Annotated in this window: 19 protein-coding genes; 13 read left to right on the top strand and 6 right to left on the bottom strand. The window is 65.6% G+C overall.

Annotated elements, in window-relative coordinates:
* Both ABIE45_RS18550 and ABIE45_RS18545 read right to left on the bottom strand, forming a co-directional pair.
* Positions 1-225, bottom strand: a complete 225-nt coding sequence (locus ABIE45_RS18550) for a tautomerase family protein (protein WP_192709365.1) — start codon at positions 223-225, stop codon at positions 1-3.
* A 54-nt stretch (positions 226-279) separates the two neighbouring features.
* Positions 280-990 carry an SDR family oxidoreductase gene (locus ABIE45_RS18545; protein WP_192709364.1) on the bottom strand — a complete coding sequence of 237 codons (711 nt, stop codon included), beginning with the start codon at positions 988-990 and terminating at the stop codon, positions 280-282.
* Positions 991-1,038: 48 nt separating this feature from the next.
* On the opposite strand from ABIE45_RS18545, the gene ABIE45_RS18540 reads away from it, so the two are divergent.
* From ABIE45_RS18540 to ABIE45_RS18525, 4 genes are all read left to right on the top strand, one after another.
* Positions 1,039-1,968 (top strand): LysR family transcriptional regulator, encoded by a 930-nt coding sequence (locus ABIE45_RS18540; RefSeq protein ID WP_373622453.1) that lies wholly within the window; start codon positions 1,039-1,041, stop codon positions 1,966-1,968.
* A 1,111-nt stretch (positions 1,969-3,079) separates the two neighbouring features.
* Positions 3,080-3,457, top strand: a complete 378-nt coding sequence (locus ABIE45_RS18535) for a hypothetical protein (RefSeq protein ID WP_373622452.1) — start codon at positions 3,080-3,082, stop codon at positions 3,455-3,457.
* Between the two features lie 1,224 nt (positions 3,458-4,681).
* Positions 4,682-5,029, top strand: a complete 348-nt coding sequence (locus ABIE45_RS18530; protein ID WP_192709363.1) for an ATPase inhibitor subunit zeta — start codon at positions 4,682-4,684, stop codon at positions 5,027-5,029.
* Between the two features lie 350 nt (positions 5,030-5,379).
* Complete coding sequence (locus ABIE45_RS18525) at positions 5,380-5,595, top strand: hypothetical protein (RefSeq protein ID WP_192709362.1); 216 nt, start codon at positions 5,380-5,382, stop codon at positions 5,593-5,595.
* Positions 5,596-5,705: 110 nt separating this feature from the next.
* On the opposite strand, the gene ABIE45_RS18520 is transcribed toward ABIE45_RS18525, so the two are convergent.
* The 3 genes from ABIE45_RS18520 to ABIE45_RS18510 all read right to left on the bottom strand — a co-directional run bounded on the left by ABIE45_RS18520 (position 5,706) and on the right by ABIE45_RS18510 (position 8,633).
* Positions 5,706-5,918 (bottom strand): hypothetical protein, encoded by a 213-nt coding sequence (locus ABIE45_RS18520; RefSeq protein ID WP_192709361.1) that lies wholly within the window; start codon positions 5,916-5,918, stop codon positions 5,706-5,708.
* A gap of 659 nt (positions 5,919-6,577) precedes the next feature.
* Positions 6,578-7,138: a tellurite resistance TerB family protein gene (locus ABIE45_RS18515; protein ID WP_192709360.1), complete on the bottom strand. Its 561-nt coding sequence runs from the start codon at positions 7,136-7,138 to the stop codon at positions 6,578-6,580.
* 433 nt (positions 7,139-7,571) lie between these two features.
* On the bottom strand, positions 7,572-8,633 hold the full coding sequence (locus ABIE45_RS18510) for a potassium channel family protein (RefSeq protein WP_284201530.1): 1,062 nt from the start codon (positions 8,631-8,633) through the stop codon (positions 7,572-7,574).
* A gap of 326 nt (positions 8,634-8,959) precedes the next feature.
* Here ABIE45_RS18510 and ABIE45_RS18505 point away from each other — a divergent pair, with 326 nt between their 5' ends.
* The 3 genes from ABIE45_RS18505 (at position 8,960) to ABIE45_RS18495 (ending at position 10,312) form a co-directional block, all read left to right on the top strand.
* Complete coding sequence (locus ABIE45_RS18505; RefSeq protein WP_373622450.1) at positions 8,960-9,175, top strand: hypothetical protein; 216 nt, start codon at positions 8,960-8,962, stop codon at positions 9,173-9,175.
* Between the two features lie 75 nt (positions 9,176-9,250).
* Complete coding sequence (locus tag ABIE45_RS18500; RefSeq protein ID WP_192709358.1) at positions 9,251-9,928, top strand: hypothetical protein; 678 nt, start codon at positions 9,251-9,253, stop codon at positions 9,926-9,928.
* Between the two features lie 99 nt (positions 9,929-10,027).
* The gene (locus ABIE45_RS18495) at positions 10,028-10,312 is read left to right on the top strand and encodes a hypothetical protein (RefSeq protein ID WP_192709357.1); all 285 of its coding nucleotides are present in this window, start codon (positions 10,028-10,030) and stop codon (positions 10,310-10,312) included.
* Here ABIE45_RS18495 and ABIE45_RS18490 read toward each other — a convergent pair.
* A complete protein-coding gene (locus ABIE45_RS18490; RefSeq protein WP_210331870.1) occupies positions 10,290-10,652 on the bottom strand; it encodes a response regulator in 363 nt (120 codons plus the stop codon). The genes ABIE45_RS18495 and ABIE45_RS18490 overlap by 23 nt on opposite strands.
* A 358-nt stretch (positions 10,653-11,010) precedes the next feature.
* Between ABIE45_RS18490 and ABIE45_RS18485 the strand changes: the two genes are divergently transcribed.
* From ABIE45_RS18485 to ABIE45_RS18460, 6 genes are all read left to right on the top strand, one after another.
* A complete protein-coding gene (locus ABIE45_RS18485; RefSeq protein ID WP_192709356.1) occupies positions 11,011-11,199 on the top strand; it encodes a hypothetical protein in 189 nt (62 codons plus the stop codon).
* A 1,730-nt stretch (positions 11,200-12,929) separates the two neighbouring features.
* Positions 12,930-13,412: a hypothetical protein gene (locus tag ABIE45_RS18480; RefSeq protein WP_192709355.1), complete on the top strand. Its 483-nt coding sequence runs from the start codon at positions 12,930-12,932 to the stop codon at positions 13,410-13,412.
* Between the two features lie 696 nt (positions 13,413-14,108).
* Positions 14,109-15,431, top strand: coding sequence for a glycosyltransferase (locus tag ABIE45_RS18475; protein WP_192709354.1), 1,323 nt, complete (start codon positions 14,109-14,111; stop codon positions 15,429-15,431).
* A gap of 75 nt (positions 15,432-15,506) precedes the next feature.
* A complete protein-coding gene (locus tag ABIE45_RS18470) occupies positions 15,507-16,325 on the top strand; it encodes a GNAT family N-acetyltransferase (protein WP_192709353.1) in 819 nt (272 codons plus the stop codon).
* A gap of 234 nt (positions 16,326-16,559) precedes the next feature.
* Positions 16,560-16,961: a hypothetical protein gene (locus ABIE45_RS18465; protein ID WP_192709352.1), complete on the top strand. Its 402-nt coding sequence runs from the start codon at positions 16,560-16,562 to the stop codon at positions 16,959-16,961.
* A 142-nt stretch (positions 16,962-17,103) separates the two neighbouring features.
* A complete protein-coding gene (locus ABIE45_RS18460; RefSeq protein WP_373622449.1) occupies positions 17,104-18,549 on the top strand; it encodes a cytochrome P450 in 1,446 nt (481 codons plus the stop codon).
* Positions 18,550-18,641: the final 92 nt, after the last annotated feature.

Genomic DNA, 18,641 nt, shown 5'->3' with positions numbered 1-18,641 from the left:
TCATGCCCTCGACGCGCGGTAGTCGCGCAGGGGCAGGCCGCCTTGTCCCAGGTCCGCGATCCCGTGCTCGTGGAAGACGACGATCGTCTCCTCGTGAGGCTTGTCCATCACATCGAAGAGTAGATCGGCAATGCCCTTGTAGACCGCGGCCTTCTGCTCGTCGGTGGTGCGGTCCGCGCCCGGAGTGGTGCCTTCACGGGTCACGAGAATGTTCACGATCGGCATGTGGCTCTCCGAGAAGAACAGGAGGGCGCCCGATGCGCTCACCCCCCGTACGGGTCAGCGACCGGCGATCAAACCGCCATCGACGTGGAGAATTTCGCCTGTGGTGAAGGCAGCGTCCTCAAGGTAGAGCACGGCCCGGACAATGTCCTCGATGTCGCCGACCTTGTTCATGGGATGGAAGGCGGCCAGAGCGTCGTAGTTCTCCGGCGAATGCATCGGCGTCTTGATGACGCCAGGGGCCACGGCGTTCACGCGGATGCCGCGCTTGACGTACTCGATGGCCAGACTCTTGGTGGCTGAGTTCATCCCGCCCTTCGTCAGCATGGCTATGAAGGCGGGAGACAGTGAACTGGCGAACTCCGCCGTGGACGCCGTGATCTGCACGACATGGCCGCTGCCCTGCTTGAGCATCACGGGAATGACCTGCTGGGTCGTGAAGAAGAAGCCGTCGAGGTTGGTCCTCAGCTTCAGCCGGTAGTCCTCCTCGGTGTACTCGGTGAACGGCTTGCCGATGAAAATGCCGGCATTGTTCACCAGGGTGTCCACGCGGCCGAACTTCTCCACTGCCGCTGTGACCAGCCGCTTGCCCGTGTCCGGATCGCCGATGTCGCCGGCGACCGTTATCAGATCCGGGTCGGTCGAGGGCCGGATCGAGCGAGAGGTGGCGATGACGCCATAACCCCGGGCACGAAACCCTTGAACGATGCCCTCACCGAGCCCCTGCGAGGCACCGGTGACGATGGCAACCTTCTTGGTGTCCGACATCGCTGGATTTCCTTGATGGCCACGTGCGGGGCCGCTCCGCCGGCTCGCATGTACGGCAGTTCCTCCAGGGAAAAAATTCGCTATCTTCGATCAATGGCTGATAGAAAACGCACAGAGCTTGACTGGCAGGACGTGCGGATCTTCCTGGCGCTCGCGCGGCACGGCAGCTTGTCCGCGGCCGCTCGGACGCTCTCCGTGAACCACGGGACTGTCTCTCGAAGGCTTCGCTCCCTGGAGGAGAGCCTCGGAGACAAGCTCGTTGAGCGGCGGCCTGAAGGCTATGTCCTGACGCCGGCGGGAACGCACGCGCTCGAAGCGGCGAGCGACATGGAACAGGCGGCCGAGATCCTCGGTCGAGGCGCCGTGGATGAGGGCCCAAGCGGTCTGGTGCGGATCAACGCTTCACCAGCGATGTCGAACGGCTTCCTCGCCTTGCGCCTCGCGACGGTGGCGTCGCGGTATCCAAGGCTCAACATCGACCTGGCAGCCAATCATCGCTCCATAAGCCTGGAGCGCCATCAGGCGGACATCGCGGTCCGCTTCAGGCGACCTACCGATGGCGACGTGGTCGCACGTCCGCTCACGACAGTCGGGTACGGGTTCTATGGTACGGACGAGGCCTGCCGTTCGGTCGAGGCGGGCTCCGATCCGGTGTTCATCGGGTTCGACGAGGCGGATGCCTACTTGCCCGAAGCGGCGTGGATGACACGGCATTTCCCACGCGCGCGCCTAGCCTTCCGGGCGCATGACCAGTTCGCGCAATCAATCGCCGCGCGGTCCGGCGCCGGGCTTGTGCTTCTTCCCCACTATATCGGGCGTAGCGACCCGTCGTTGCGGATCACCGATCTCCGCCCCGTGCCGCCGAGCAAGGAAGTTTTCCTGCTTACTCGCAGTCGCGACAAGAAGGACCCGTCGATCCGCGCCGTTGCCGTTGAAGTGGCCGACATGTTCGAGCAGGCTCGTGTTCTATTCCTATAAGTCGATTCCAGCATATCAACAGGCTGGCATAGACCGGCGTCTGAAGGTCGACATTCGCGGTCGATCTGTTCCGGAGCAGCCACTCCGCCTCTGGCCAGAAGTTGCCGAACCTATCGGATTGCCTGGAAGCGGACCTTCCTACCTTCTGCAATGGGTCGGAGGCAGAACGTCTGCTTCAGGGCGAGGGGTCAGGGGCCGCTCTCCACCCTAAGCCGGCCTCGCGAGCGGGCACCAAGCGTCAGATTCGTACTACTGGGGCGGCGCGCACGAAATAAGCCGCCGCGGCCGGAGCCGGGCGGGCAAAGAATAACGGGAAGAAGCGCGCCGTGTTCTCTCGAGCCAACGGCTGAGGTTGCGGGAGGTTTAGCCGCCGCCGCCGCTGCTACTGCCGCCGCCGCTACCGGTCGACCGCGAACCGCGCGACGGCTGACCTGCATTGCCGCCTGCAGCAGAGCTCGCCGAACCACGCCCACCGGTGTTGTTCGTGATAGGGGATCCGGTCCGCTTGGCCGACTTCATATGACGTGAACGCGCGTCAGCGGGCGTGGTCGTCTGTGTCACCACGAAGGATGATAGGGCCAAGGCGCATGCGCCAAGTAGGAGCTTCTTCACGGCAGGTCTCCAATTCACTTGAACCCGGACAACCCATGATGAAAGCATAATATCCGCGCTCGCGGAGGCGGCCCGATCGGACGACGAGATCCGCGACCTGCTCGGCTGACTGCGGCAGCACCTGCGCGGCGAGTTCGCGGTGTGGGCGAGCGCCCTGACCGTCGAGCCTCTCGGGCCAGACGGCTGCCTGCTCCTGCTCGGTAAGGCCGGTCCCGGCGGCAGCGTCGAACGTCCGCGGTGGGGTGCGGCAGGCCGCCAATATTCACGCTCATCAGAGCCTGCCGGGTAAGAGTAGAACAAGCGCTCGCACCGAACAGGGTGGCCGTTAGGGCTCAGGTGCCTCTCTGGGAGGCCACAACGATGAAGCTGCTGCGAGGGCTTGGGTAGCCCTGGATCTGTGATCTTTGTCACAGCGCATAGTGAGGCGCCGTGCTCTTCTGTTCCGAGCACATCGTCACCGTGTGACTTCGCGTGGCGTCGGTGCTGGAGGATCATCACCATGATGTCTCGCGCTGTCTTCGTGGCGGCGGCTACCCTCGCCGCCGTATGCGCCGGTCCGGCACTCGCTCAGCCTGCCGCCAACGGCGGACCGAAGTTCCTCCTTCACGGCAATTACTGCGGCCCAGGCAACAACGCTCCGCTACCACCGATCGACGCTCTGGATGCTGCGTGTGCCCGTCACGACGACTGCACGCCGGATGTCGGCCTACCCTCGAAGGCCTGCAACCTCCGGCTGGAGCGGGAAGCAGCGGCAGTCGCTCGCGATCCACGCCAGCCAGAGGATGTGCGTTCCTTGGCAGGCCTCGTAGCCTCTTTCGCGGCTTCTGCTGCGTCGAACACGGCCCCGTCAGTGCTCCCGGCAAGGCTGGCCCGCTGAAGGATTGGGCGTCGGAGTCCCCGTCTGCCCTCGGCTCAGGACCTCCCCATCAAACGGGCTGCCGCCGGCGAAGGCTGAGCCACGCTCGCGCCGTGCGCACAGCCCTCGCCGCCCTGGCTCTTGTCGTCGCTGCCGGTGGGGCGAAGTCGAGCGATGTCTGAAGGTCGGCCGGCCGCCAAGTGAGGCAGCCCGCCGAAGCCAAGGCGATGCAACGGGGGGAGCTGGCGGCCGGCCTTGCTGACGTGGCACGCTCGGAGCAGAGCATCGCCGGTGCGAAAGCCCAGGTGAGCGCCTCAGAGGGTGCGCTGACGCAATCTCTTGGACTTCTGATCGGGGCCAGGCCGGGCAGGCCTGCCGGCTGTTGATCGCCATCCCGAAGGCGCGGCAACATCGAAAGCTCACGTAACGACCACGGGTCCGACTATCGTGGTAGCCCGTGCACGAACGCTGCAACAATCTCAGCTTCCCATACGTGAACCTGAGGCATCAGCAGAGTTTGTCCGGCGACAGCCGCCGCGGCAGTGCCTGCTACGAAGATGGCAATATCGGCGATGTGGCTTATCCGGGGCATGGCGCAGGCCTCGCAGTGTCGCGCTTGGCTTCACGGCACTGCGGAGACCTATTCTGTTTTCGTTGGATCCGATGTGCCCGGCGTCACATCAGCATTCTTGCTTGCGCGCCGATTTCAGTCGCCGCGAAGGAGTGAGGACTGTCTCGACACCGACACCGCGATGGCTATCTTGCGGATATGCGCGGCACCATCGCTGCTGGGAGGCGCGCTCTGCACGAGGCGGAGTGATCATGAAAAGCGCCGTGGTCAGATGCCTCGTTGTGGCGCTTGCAGGCCTCGGCAGCACTGAGGCTGTTGCCCAACGCAGTCGAGCCCACAGATCGCTTCCTCGCGAAAGACCCGAGGGGCCACCGCCGTTCGGCTTCCCGCGTGTGCCGGCCACGACGTTGCGGCCCGCGGACGACGGCATCATCCACTGGAATACACCGAACAAGGACGGCAATCTCGGCGGACCCGGGACGGGTGGAAGTGGCGGTGGCGGAGGCTGACCGACCCCGCTTTCCATCGACCGCCCGTGGTTCTGCCCGATGGCGCCGAAGAGACTCCCCCACTCGCGCCTGCCCGCTGTCTACAGATCTTGCTAAGCTTTCCAGTATTGCGGCGCTTCAAAATAGGCGTATGAATACTGGCTGTAACTCAATGAGGGCCTGGCCATGCTGAGGTCATTTGAGGATCGCGAGCGCGCGGCTGAGTTCATCTACATTCATGGCGAGGAGATGCGGTTCGTAAACCACATCTCGGGCATCCGAGCCGTCGCAGGCTTGGCGATACGGATGCTGGGTCTCGATGGGATGACATCGGAGGCCTATGCCCAGACGCTGATTGCCGCGAGGATCGACGGTTTGAAACCTGATGCCCTGCTGGAGCGCGTCCAAGCGGATCTCGCTGCCAACGGTGTAGAGGTCACCCTTGCGGAACTGCGGGCCGAGTTGGACCGGACCTCCGCGCAGCACAGCTTCGTGGACGGCCGGATGGCGGATCGCGCGCCTGCACAAGGCTAGCGACGGCCGAAACGAAGCAGCGAAGCTTCCTCGCCGCCGACTCCTGCCCGTGGTTCTGCACGATGTCGCGACAGAAGCGACGCGCCCCGCCAGGAGCGCGCCGCAAAGCCGCTCGCTGTTCAACTGACGTGTCTGAGGCCTTTTGGCGAGGCGCAGGCAAAGCCACCGGGCGGCAACCGCGTCAGCGGCGCCGAATCCGGGGATGAAGCGTCGCGTAGACCCGATGATCTGCCCTGCGTTGTCCCAGAGCATCGCGGACCCCGTACGGTCGCATCCTCCCTGCGCTGCATTGTGGCGGCCTGCGCTCCGCGGATCTAAGGTCGATGGCATCTCGAACCGGGGTGCACGCCATGCGCACGTTCCTCGTCACCTTCCACAAGACCGTTTCGGATGGTCGCGGCCACGACCACCGGGTGCTGCAGCAACAGACCGTCGTGCCCGCCAGCTATGGGGAAGCCGCAGCCGACGCCGCCAAGGCGCTGTTCTGTCAGGCCGCCAGCATCGTCGACTGGCGACTGCGAGCCGACACCTGCGAGGTTGTCGAACTGGCCGATCTGGCCGTCTGAGCGCATGTAAAAACCCGCCCGGATCGGCCGGGCGGGCATCTCACGCATCACATCTCGTCAAGGTCGTTCTCGTGATGTGGAAAGCGGCCGAACGGTTCCCGGGACAAGGCTCATCGATCGGCGACGTAAGCTGCCAGCTCAGCTAACCCCTGCAAGCAGGATCGGTCATGCTTGCCGCTGCTTGAGCCCAATCCTGCGGCCAGCATTTCGAGCTGGGTTTGGAGTATGCCGATGCTCTTCCGGGACAGGTCGGCCGGAAGCAGTATGGTCACGTCGCCCTCGTCGAGCCTGATCGTTTGTCGGGTCGCTGGAGCGTAGGACATCTGACCCTCCGCCGGAGGTGTTGGTCGCTCTATCCGGAAGATAACATCTCATAAAACATAGACGCCCGCGGTGCTCCCGCGCACGCAATTGAGAACCGATTAACCCGGTCCGATACTAGAAAACCCGCCACGGCGAACCGGGCGGGCTCTGGAGGATCGGAGATCAGCTCGGGAAGCGACTAGAAGCCCCCGCGACGCCCGTACCCATAACCATGACCATATCCGCGACCGTAGCCGCGGCCATACCCACGGCCATAGCCATAGCCGCGCCCGCGGAAGTGTGGGCCGCCATAACCCCGACGACCGTAACCGAAGCGCGGGCCGCCATAGCCATACTGCACGTCCTGCACCGAAGAGGCGGCCTCAGGAACCGCTCCGATGCCGATCTGAGCTGCAGATGCCTGGACAGGCGCGAGAAACATGCTGGCTGCGAACAGCCCAGCCGTCAGTGCCGGTGCTTTGAACAAACGCTCTCTCCTGGCCACGTTCGCGGGTGTGCGACAGTGGCTTAGGCAAACCCGACAGCGTCTCGCACCGTTCCCGGCTACGCACCCGCCGGAGCCATCGTCCTCTCCGGAGCAAGACATCCTTGGAGCAATTGCCGGGAGCGGGACAACGAGGGTGCGTGCGCCGCTCGAAGGACCTCATGAGGTCAGATCCTAGGCGCCAAGTTCTTGTTCCAGCCGCGCTGTGGCTTCACCCGGCAGGTCGAGCGCCTCGGCGAGCATCTTGAGGAATTGCCTTTCCTGCAACGTATCCGGATCGATTGCGAGCCGGGCTGCAGCATAGATGCGAGCGGCTTGCTCCGGGCCGCTCACCCCGGCGGCAAGTTCATCGACGTCGGCTGGCTCGGTCAGTTCCTTGTCCAGCCAGGCGCGGCCAGCATCGCCGATCTGGGCAGCAGCAAGGGCGCCGTAGAGCCGCTCCCGTTCCGCGGCATCCATGAGTCCGTCCGCCAGCGTGGCAGCGACCATGGCCCGCAACATGGTTCGGGCCTCGTCCTCGCTGACCTCTGTGTGATCGAACGGCGTGCGAGAAACCGCAGGCGGGCTTGTGTCGTGAGATGGACCTGCCGAGTCCTGCACGGGCCCACGCCGCGGGAGCGCCCTCAATGCCAGGCCGACGATCAGCGCAACGCCGCCCAGTGCGGCTGTCGCGGCGATGGTGCTGCCCTCCCGGTCGCGAACCAGCGCATCGACCATTCGCTTTGCCTCAGCCACGGTGACCTCCTGGTGCCGCACGATCTTTCGTGCTGCAACGGCTCAACCGGGAGGGTGGTTCAGGAACCGTGTCAGGCCCATGGTTGACGCCCTCATCGCTTCGGTCCGGGCTGAGGGCGCGTTTTCTGGGTCCGGGTCAGGTAAGGTCAGCGTTCAGCGGCACCAAGCAGCAGCTCCACACCACCGGATCGGCGCTTGGTTGATCGCGCCGGTCACCGTGGGATCAGCAGATGGCAGACGCGCGACCGCTGGTTCAGCGGGCCGATTGGCCTCCACCAGCATCGCGGCCGAGAAACAGCAGAGCGCGAAGGCAGCGATCCAGAGAGCGCCTCTCAGGGTTCGGATCGTTCGCTTTGACATACCCGCGACGGTGACGGCCGTCGGTTACCGAACCCTTGCACCGTCCGCGACGCCTCGGGCCGGATCCTTATCCTCATGCCGTTCTGCGATGAGCCAACTCGTCGAGCAGCTTCTGGAGCGCCGCACTCGTGGGCCGTTGCGTCTCGTCGACAAGCACGAACAGCGCCCCGGCGACGACAGCGGTGTGCGGGGGCGGGTTGCTGTGTGGCGTTCCCTGCGCATCCGCATAGCCGACTGGCGTGCCGAAGTTCTGGATCAAGACGGCCGTCACAATGTCAGCCCAGGCGACGCCATCGACCTTCACGTCGAAACGAAGGCACTCGTCACCCTCGCTGGAGAACAATCGCTCGATGATCCACTCCGTACCGGGCGCGACAATGGCGCGGACGATCATCTCAGGGTAGCCGCGCAGAGGCCTGACGATGGCCGACGCGCCTGCCTTCCTGAGGCGCTCGCGGTTCAGGTCATCGACGCACTCAGCGATGATGCGGGCTTTGATCCCACGTTCGCGCAAGCGATGGATGATGTCGAACGTGCGGCTGTCGGACAGGCGCTCACCTTCCTGCTCCGCGAGGATGACGAGCACGCGGGCGTCGTCAACGCCGGCGGCTTCGAGGGCGGCAGGATCGTCGAAGCGGCCCTTCAACTGGACGATGAGCGGATCGTCCTCGAGATCGGGCGGTAGGCCGTCCGGAAAGGCTTCGGTCAGGATCAAGGAAGGCACGGTGGCAAAGTTGGCGTGGGACCGGTGCAACTGGTCGAGGAGGCGCCGCAGATAGTCGCCGGGCTCATCAGCGGGCGCGTTCACGAAAACGATGTGGTCGCGCATGCCCCACCTCCATTCGCCTCGACGCTTGCGCTCGCGCCGGAGGATCCGAAACTCGAAGAACGCGCCCCCGGCCTGGGTGAGTAGGAAGATGCCGGACAGGTAGATCAGTACGATGGTTGCTGCTCGACCTGCGGGCGTCTTGGCGGAAAGGTCGCCGTAGCCCGTGGTGGTGATGGTGGTGAAGGTCAGCCACACCGCTTCACCCAAGCTGAGGCCCTCGAAGGCCATCATGGCGGCGACGTGCAGGCCGATCAGGATCAGCAGTCCGACCAGAGCGAAGCGGATGCGGTTCCGCAGGTCGCGCACGACGCTGCGGCGAAAGCGGAGTGGCCTGCTTCGAGCCCGTGCTGGGCGCATCACCGTCGAGACCTTCATCCCTGGAGAAGCTGGACCGCCTGCCGAGCCGTTCGGCATACCGTCCGGGCTCGGACCGTCACCGCAGGGCCGCCCGCTGCCCCTCGGCAGCTGTTCGACGGCTTCGCTGAAGGCCGGCGGATGATAAGCTGTTCTCCGAGCGCGACCGCGCCGGAAAGGCTCATGTCGGCCGGGCGGCACGGACAAGTCAACGTGGATGGGAAGCGTCCGACATGCGGAGCGAAGAGCAGCGCCCTCAATCAAGGACAGCGTTGGCTGTGTCCGTCGCCCTTGCCGTCGCGCTGGCTGGCATCGGTACGATCGGCTGGCGCTGGTATAGCTATGTGACAGCCGGTCCGTCGCCCTACGACGAGGTCGGGATCGAGGTGAACCGGCGCTTGCCCGAGCCAATGCGCGCCTGGGGCTGCATGCGCATCAAGGAACGGTTTCCGCGCGCTGTGCCACCCTATGGGTGCCAGCCCGGACAGGTCTGAGCCGGCTCTCTAGGACCCCGCTCCTCCATACCCGCCAACCCGGTGCGGCCGAGCTTGCTGACGGATCGGTGGCACATGGCCAAGCACGTGAAGCAGCCATCTGAGGATCGCGGCACTGTCCTGTTCGCCGTCATCGTCGAGGCAAGCAGTCGCGCCTCCAACCGGCGTGAGCCTGTGGAGCGCCGAGCAGGCCGAGGCGCGGACCACGGACGCACGCGCATGGCTGCGGCGCATGCAGGAATGCGTGATGCGCGCGTTTGGTGCAGTGAACGTAGAGGCGACTGCGTCGAGGACACCGTGGGGGATTGCTTCGTGGCTGCGGCCGTGACGACAATGCTGACGCAGCCTGGCGACCTTCATGACCGCCGGGCGGCAGCCCAGCCCCAGGCGGCGGGGTGTCAGCAGGTCGCGACGGAGGGATCAGACATGACCGTCCAACCTCCCTCCCCTGAACAGCTGTCCGAGGTCCTACGCCTCTGCACCGTGCTGTCCGACCGTGCGCTCGACGCGAAGATCATGGGGCGCGAAATGCCCGCGGATCAGATGACCGCATTGGCGAAGGCCGCACGCCTGCTGCAGGATCATGGGGTGGAGTGGCCGCCTCTCCTGACGCAAGTGTTGCATGAGGCGGCAGACAGGGCCGACCACCAAGCGTCAGAGACCCGGGCTCAGGTCGAGCTGCCAGCAGATATCGACGCGCAAGGGCTGACCCGTTTCTTCGCCGCTCTCTGGAAAGAGAAGAGCCATAAATGATCCCCGAGACCGGCGGCGGGGTCGGCATCCGGCAGCCGCAAAACCGGTCGAAGGACACCGAACAGACCGCGTCTGAGCCATCATCCGGCCGATGTCTTCGTGCTGCACGAGCCGAACACATCATCCGGTGGCCTCGCTTCTCGTGACGACGCCGGTCGGTTCCTCTGCAGCAATCCGCCAGGCCCGCAGCATCACGAACTGCTTCACCTGATCGGGGTGTTGATCGAAGTGCATCGGCCTGCAGCGACGATGGGCGGCCCGGCACCAGAGGCGGGCGCAGCCGCTGCTGAACCGATTGCAAGCGAAACCCGCCGAGCGAAACCCGCCAAGCGAAAACCGCTTCGAGCGTGCGACGACAGCTTCAATGCAGCTGAAGCGACGTGAGTGCTTCGCGGACTACCCATTCGGCGCACGGCTTGCCGATGAAGAAGGCGCCGCGCGGCAGTAGCGCGGCATCCTCAGCCGATCGTGCAGAGCAGACGATAATCGCTGTCGACGGCCAGCGTGCGACGACCTCGTGCGCCAGCTGACGGCCGTTGATGCGGCCTGGCATGTCGATGTCCGTGTAGAGAAGGGCGGCGCCGTTGAGCGCTTCGAGGAGCAGAAGCGCGTCACTGGCGGTGCTGGCCTGCAGCACGTCGAAGCCGAAATCACCGAGCATGTCGGCGGCTTCCAAACGGATCAAGGGCTCGTCCTCAGCGAGCACTGCAACGGGGCGGGACATGGCGATAAGCCTCTAAGCGGCGGGCTTGCCGCAGGTCACAGGCTGAACCCGGACCGCCAGGAGGATCTGTGTCGGGCCGCACGGCCGACCGGGTGCCGCGGCTCGCGACAGTGCGTTGGCGCACGGTTGACGTGGGTTCCGGGCAACCTCGCGGCACTCTGCCGGCGGTGCCGCATGACCCACGACCGGCCCGAGCATCCGTGGCGGCGCTGGCGCACGCTGTTTCGCCGGAAGGCATCAGGAGACCGTTTCGACGGACGTTACGCGTACGAGATCCCCTCAGCAGGGTCATATGCGTGACGGAACGAAGCGACGCGCACCGCCGTTTCGACGGCCTGGATCGGTTTGGGAGACTGCTATGCGGATGCTGATGCTCTCGGCAGCTTTGGCTGCTCTGGTTCTCGCAGGTGCTGGCGCGGCGGAGGCAAAGGGCTGCCTCAAAGGCGCTGTCGTGGGTGGCTTAGGCGGTAAGATGGTCGGCCACGGCAAAGCCGGCGCCGCCGCTGGCTGTGCCGTTGGCCACCACCGCGCCAATAAGAAAAGCTGATCGTCAGCCAGCACGGCGGCCGGCCACGTCCTGCAAGCCGAGGAGCCGGTCGCACATCAGCGTTGGGCGGCAGAAGCCGCCTGCTGATGAACCGCCCTCGTGCTTGGGTTAGCTGCCCGGCCCATCGCGGAAACGATGAGCACGCCTGATGGAACGCTTCCCCGGTTGATTTCATTAGCCATGCAGCTTGGGATGAAACAACGCTCACGAGCGGGCTGTTGTGGCGCATAGGGATGCCAATCCCGATCGTTGTTCTTCTTGTTCTGTTCTTGCGCAGCAGGCGATGGAGTTCGGTGCTGTAGCCAGGACAGTCAACACGGGTCGTTTATGTTGGCGGCAAGGTCGGTCATGTCGTGGGAGTCTCGCCGCGGCGGACCGCGGGCGCCGATAAGGCTCCACGCTGCGCTGTCCTGTTTGGTTTTCGACAGCGAGGGCTTCAGGGCCGCATCGCGTGCCGAGCAACTGGCCGAGGCCGGATGAAAAAGCCGTGAGCCGGCGCTTGCGGTATCCAGTTCCCCACCGCGCCGACCTGGGGACTGACGGTCTTAGTCTTAGCTGTGTGGTTGTCGCGTACGGACCGTGACACCACCTGCCGTCCCTGGGAGGTAGTCCATGGCCGCGTCAACGAGGTTCCTGTCCGCTGTCGCCGTCGCCTTCGTAGCCGGTGTGGCGAGCACGAGCGCGTACATGTCCCGCGGCGACGCTCACAGGGACACTCCGGGAGCACCTCACGAAGCCGCGCCCTCTCTCTCCGAACGCCTGCGGGCTGAAGCCCACGGGCAGTCGCTGCCCTGGTCGGAACCGGTGAGGGCCAAGCCGGCGCCGTCGAAGCTGACATTCACCCCAGAGCCGGCTGACGCGCGAGCCAAGGAGGGCGTACGCGTGGCCGAACAAGGCCGGGCTCCCGGACCGCAGGCCAACCCGGTTTCCCCGCCTGTCGTCCGATTGCCGGATGACGTGGGTCGGGTACGCGACCGGCTCGCGCAATCCGACGGGCGGACCCCTCCCCCGGACGGGGATGAGGCTGATCTGGCGCTGGCCATCAAGCGTGCCCATTCATCCGAGGAGCGTGTCGCCGAAGTGCCCCGGCGTGCTCGCGCATCGGACGCGGGTGGCAGGCGCCCGGTTGCCAGTGCCGCTGAGGGGACGAGGATGGTCCGGCCGCCCGAACAGGGTGACGAGCGCCCACGCGTAAGTATCGCGGACGTATCCAGGCGCATTCGGCCCTCGGAAGAGGAAGACCGTCTCCGCACCAAGACGACGCAGGCGCCCCTGCGCGTTCGCCCGCTGGGGGCGGATGACGGGCGCGCGCGCCTCCGGGTCGCGGAAGCCCCGCGGCGCATCCGGGCCTCAGAGCCTGAGGATGATGGGTATTCGCGCGTCCGTAATGCCGAGGCGCAACGCCCTGCGCCCCGATCTCGGCCGGTGCCGTCGCGGAACCTGCCATCCCTCGCCGCGGCCGACGATATCCGGAGCGCGGTCAGGCGGGCGGAGTCGCGCCGCGATCGCGGGACCGTCGCGCCCCCGTATCGCACGGCCAGCCTTGAGGGCCGCGACGACACCCCGCGCGTTCGCGAGGTCCCCGTTGTCAGGCAAGACAACGAGCCGGACGACGAACCGCGCGTGAGGGTCCACCGGGGCGTCCCCGCCTCGGACGGCCTGATGCGCTGGCTCTCCGGGCCGGGCGGCCGATTTTGAGCCCTCCCCGCACCCGAACTGGAGCTCCGCGCATGCCGGTGCCAGCCCTGCCGCTGCTCTGCGCCGGCCTCGTCCTGTGCTCGTTTCCGGCCCTGGCGCAATCAGGGCCGGAGATGCAACGACGCACGGCCTTCATCGCCGAGCGCTACCTCGCGATCTGGTCCTCGAATGACGGTGGCGCGGTCGCGGGCGTTCCGTACATGTACGGACCCACGGTGCAGTTCTACGGGCGTCCTTATACGCAGGGGCAGCTCATCGATGAAAAGCGAGCCGCCATCAGGCAATGGCCCCAGCGCCGCTACGCCATCCGGCCCGGGACCCTGCGCGTGACCTGCAACGTGCCGCAGGCCAAATGTGCCGCGCGGGCAGTCATCGACTTTGAAGTGGCCAACCCGGCCCGGGGTGCGCGCAAGGTGGGCTCCGCACGGTTCGACCTCGGCGTCAGCTACGCGGGCCGGCAGCCGCGCATCCTGTACGAAGGCGGGAGCCTGGGTCGCCGCCGCGCGGCGACGTGAACAGGCCCGGTGCAACGAACGGCACCGACCTTGGACACATGATCCGTCAGCAATAGCCGAAAATGTCAATTCTACTGTCCTCCGGCTATCTCCGGGAGGATCAAGACACCAATGGCTTCACGTTGCTGCAGAAGCCATATCGCACGCGCGGTGGGATCGAAATATTGCGGAGTTTGCTCAGCGACCCTCGCGAAGAGACGACACTTGAATGACCGCTTGGCAGCGATCGGGTGGGGATGGAGCGCCGCTCAGATCGCGATGTCCGCTTCGGAGAAGAGCTGCCGGAAAAGCGGGCAGCCCACGATCGATCCAGTACGGCCATGCGGATCGCCGTCGGTGTTTCCCGAAAGCCGTCATTCGTCGATCGTATGGCCTCGTCGGCCCGGGGGCGACCGGACCCTGGTCTTGTGCCCCTCCGCGGTCGTCCCGCTTCCGGTCGAGCTCGGTCGTTACGATCCCTCCCAGCGGCCCTACGAGCAGCCGGAGACCCAGACGAGCGTTGCGTCCGCCGCGAGTGAGCCGCGGATGGCCGGCGGTCCGGCGTTACGGCTGTAACCCTCTTCTTTGCGGCTGACATGCTGCCGTAGCCGACTGGGCGCAGACACCCAAGCAGGAGCGAAAACAGTCGTCGACCGCCGAGCATAGGCTGGCGCGGCGCGTGCGGCTGACCATCGCTTGCTCCGCTACGGGGACCGCATGAAGATCCTGTTTGCCGCCACACCGGCCGCCGGCCACCTGAACCCGCTTCTTGCGATCGTGCGCATGGTCCTGGCTCGCGGCGACGAGGCCCTGGTCGCGACGGGCGCGTACCTTCGGCCGTCCGTCGAAGCATCGGGTGCGCGCTTCGTGCCGCTCGCCGCCGGCGCGGACATCGATTTCACGCGGGTCGAGGAGGTGTTGCCCGAGCGCGCCAGCCTGCCCCCGGGGCCGGAGCAGCTCCGCTACAATTTCGAGCGGATCTTCCTCGATCCAATGCCGCCACAGGCCGAGACGCTGCGCCGGATCATCGCGGCGGATCGCCCCGATATCGTCGTCGTCGATGATCTGTTCTTCGGCGCCACGGCCTTGTTCCTAGATCGCGAGACACCCCGACCGCCGATCGTCGCCTGCAGCATCACGATCATGGTGGCGGACAGGCCGGACGGCGCCCCGTCGATGATTGGGTTGCCGCCGGCACGCGACGAGGCCACGCGGAAGACCTACGCGGCCATGGCGGTCGGAGCCGACGACGTTTTCGGTACGCCGATCCGCGCCTATGCGGACGCGAAGCTCGCCGCCATGGGCCTGCCGCCGTTGCCGTGCTCGGTGCTACACTCGCGCCATCTCATGGCCGACGCTTTCCTGCAGACGACCGTACCGGCCTTCGAATACGACTTCGGACCGCTGCCTGACCACGTTCGTTTCGTGGGCGCGTTACCGCCCCCACCGCAGCGGGACTCCACGTTGCCAGAGTGGTGGGACGAGCTCGACGGGTCCAGGAAGGTGGTGCTCGTGACCCAGGGCACGGTCGCAAACGCCGATTTCGGCGAACTCGTCGAGCCGACCCTCGCCGCGCTTGGCGAGCGCGACGACCTGCTGGTGCTCGTGACCACCGGCCGCCGACCGATCAGGAACGTGCATGGCCCGATCCCGACGAACGCTCGGCTTGCCGAATTCCTCGATTTTGCGGCGCTCCTGCCGAAGGTCGACGTATTGGTCACCAACGGCGGCTACGGGACCGTACAGCTTGCCCTTCGCGCCGGCGTACCCATTGTGGCGGCGGGCCGCACCGAGGACAAGGCTGAGGTCGGCGCACGGGTGGCGTGGTCAGGGGTGGGCATCGAGATCCCCTCGCAACGGCCTGCGGCTGAAGATCTGCGCGCGGCGGTCGACCGAGTCCTGTCCGAGCCGTCTTACCGCAAGCGGGCGGCGGCAATCGCGGCGGACATGGCGGCGATCGACACGCCAGCCACGATCCTCGGCGTTCTGGACGGCCTCGTCACCAAAGCTCGCGGGAAGGATCTCTCCGAAAATCAATGATCTCGCATGGCCTGCTCCCGCGGTTCTGCGGGAAGCGAACATGCCGATTGCTGCTGCGACAAGAGGTTGTCCCTCGTGAAGAATACAGATCGTCTCGCGGAGCTGATCGAGCGCGACGCATGGCTCGACCTGTTTGCCTCCGCCCCCGATCATGTGCGCGACAGCCTCGGTCTGGCCAGCACGACCATCGCCGACATGGGGCTGCTGGGCTGTCGGGCTATCCCGATTACGGAGTTGAATCGGGCGATGGCCGTCGGTGCGCAGATCGCACCATCAGCCGACGACCTCAATGCTGTAGCCTCTTGGCTGGACGAGCATGCGGTCTCCTGGGCGCTCCAAATCGCACCCGGTGCTCAAACGCCTGTCCTAGACGAGTATCTTGCGCGTGCCGCTATATCGAAAGCGGGATCAGGCTGGGCGAAATTCGTCGCGACGGATGATCTTAGCCCGCGCGCTCCGAGCGATGGGCCGGCAAACATCGAGGTTTTGAGTGGCGTAGGGGCTGAGGCGTTCGGGCGAGCCGTTGTGGAAGGATTTGGCCTGCCAGCGGTGTGCGAGGCCTGGTTTGCTGCCCTTGTTGACCGTCCGTCATGGCGATGCTTCGGCGCCCTGGTGGACGGTGAGGTCGCCGGCGTCGGCAGTATGTTCGTCCGAGACGGGGCCGCTTGGTTCGGGATCGAGGCGACCCGGCCAGCCTTTCGGGGTCGCGGTATACAGCGTAGCATCGTCGCCGCACAGATGAGCGCGGCTTCGTCAGCAGGCGCTACCATCCTCACCTGCGAGACGGCGCAGCCCGCTGATCCCGCGGACGAAGGGTATTCCTCATATCGCAACCAGGAACGGGCTGGCTTACTCCATCGGTACGTACGCCCAAACTTCAAACGGCCAGCCTGACCGTGGATCCGCGTCGAACCATGATCCTCACACGATTGCTGCCAATCATCTGACAGGATGAGAATATCATAATTTCAAGCGTAACCGAGCCGCTGATCTTTTGAAACAGAGCCGAAATCTGACTGAGTTAATAATTATATCGGTAGGTCGGGAGACTTGGCGCGCAATATTGATGCTTCGTACCAGCCAAGTCGAAACCGGCCGGCAAGATCCACCGTCGCATGGTGTTTGCGCATGAAATCCGTTGCTTCCCAGATCTACGCCGCTGGCGTGTTTTCGGCGTCCGTTGTCTGCGCCGGGTCTGTCCTCGCGGAGCCGCTGCCGCTGTCCCACGGCAATTACGTCCAAGCGGATCTGGCATGCGGGGGGGCGCCGTTGGCTGCTTTGCGGACATACGACGGGCAGGGGCTGGGCGGCCCGCACGACGGCAAATGCGTCAGCAAGATCATAGACGCCCATGGCAAGACGTACAAAATAGCGACCTCCTGCGCCGCCGCCGGGGACGGAAGCCCGGTCGTGCCCACGACCACGTCCGAGACGGTGGTCGTGCAATCGCGCGCGAGCTTCAAGATCGTGGATGCGTCAGCTGCCGATCGAGGGAGCGTATCGTTTAAGCTTTGCCCTGGAAGCAAATAAGTCCAGCAGGAGTATCGGCTGGCTTCTAGCCTCCGAGATTTGGCGCACTCGGCGCGCCGAATAGTTGGTGTTTCTCCATCGCGTGTGCGCGCGGGTGGTGCCGGGATGTTCGGGATTCTGATGCGCTCAAACGCATGGTACCATGTATAGCACTGGCCACCACTTCGAGCCTCTGGCGCCGCCGCTCGCACCCGATCGTGTCACCGGGCTCGGCGTCCTCATGCGGCTCCGCCGCAACGCCTTCTCGGCGTTCCCGGCACGGTGCTTCTCCGCGCCGGCGATCAGGTACCGCCTGGGCATCACCGACCTGATCCTCGCCAACACCCCCGACGCCATGCGTCATGTCCTGGCCGATCATCCGGATCGTTTCCGCCGCGTGCGAGCGACAGGGCGCGTGCTCGGTCCCCTCCTCGGCAGGGGCCTCGCTGCGGCGGAGGGTGAGGCTTGGCGGCGGCAGCGGCGCACGCTTGCGCCCGCGTTCACGCCGCGGACACTGCCCGTCTTGTCGCGGCATATCGCGGCGTGCGCGGAAGCGACGTGCGCGCGGATCGAAGCCTCGAGTGACGGCTCGATCGATCTCTTGTCGGCGATGCAGGACCTGAGCCTGGACATCGCGGCGCGCTCGATGTTCTCGCTCGAGACGGTCCGTTTCGGGCCTGAGCTCAGGCGCCTGCTCGTGTTCTATTCCGCCACGATAGGGCGTCCCCGCGCGAGCGATTTCCTGCTGCCATCGAAGTTGCTGACGCCGACAGATGTGCGGCGTGCCCTGTTTCGGCGGCGCTGGTCGCGGCTCATCGCCTCCGTCATCGTGGAACGCCGCGCGACGGCGTCGCCGGATTCACCGCGCGACATGTTCGATATGCTGGCCGATGCCTATAAGGACGAGGACGAGGGCTTGTTGGCCGATGAGGTGTCGACGATGCTCTTCGCCGGCCACGAGACCACGGGACTAACACTGTTTTGGGCGTGCTTTCTCCTCGCCAACGCGCCTGAATGGCAGGACGCCGTGCGCGAGGAGGCTCGCGCATGCGACGTGTCGCCGAGTTCAGCCGGAGAGGCGCTCGCGCGCTTGCCGCTGACGCGGGCGGTGGTCGAGGAAACCTTGCGACTCTATCCTCCGGCCTACATGTCCGCGCGCGCAGTCATGGATCCGCACGACCTATGCGGGTTGCCGGTCCAAAGTGGCAGTCTTGTCCTCCTTCCATTCTGCATGCTGCATAGAAATCCCGCGTTCTGGGCCTTTCCATCGCGTTTCGATCCATCGCGCTTCCTCGACGCTGCGAGGCCTGACCGGTTTACGTTCCTGCCATTTGGCGCCGGACCACGTGTCTGCATCGGCGCTCAACTTGCCATCGCCGAGAGCATGCTTGTCCTCGCCCGGCTTCTGCGCGGCAACGCGATCGCGATGGAACACGCCGATCCTGTCCAGCCGATCGGGTCGTTCTCGACGCGGCCGAGCCCTGTACCGGTGTTCACGCTGCGCCGCGGCATGTCTCAGGCGCCGATGAAAAGCCGGCGAGCCCGTTCTATGACCGAGCTGGGCGCAACGAAGGCCCGCGCCCGGTCAGACGGCAACGCCGATGTCTGACGACGAGCGGTGCCATCCGGGCTGTCGCACCAGCGGCTACCAAGGCGCCCGTCGCGTCCGCCGCATGGCGCTGGAACTGTGCTGTGACGCTC

Source organism: Methylobacterium sp. OAE515 (assembly GCF_041806315.1).
Classification (GTDB): domain Bacteria; phylum Pseudomonadota; class Alphaproteobacteria; order Rhizobiales; family Beijerinckiaceae; genus Methylobacterium; species Methylobacterium tardum.
The sequence above is the reverse complement of the archived record's forward strand: the minus strand, read 5'-3'. Positions and strand labels throughout refer to the sequence as shown.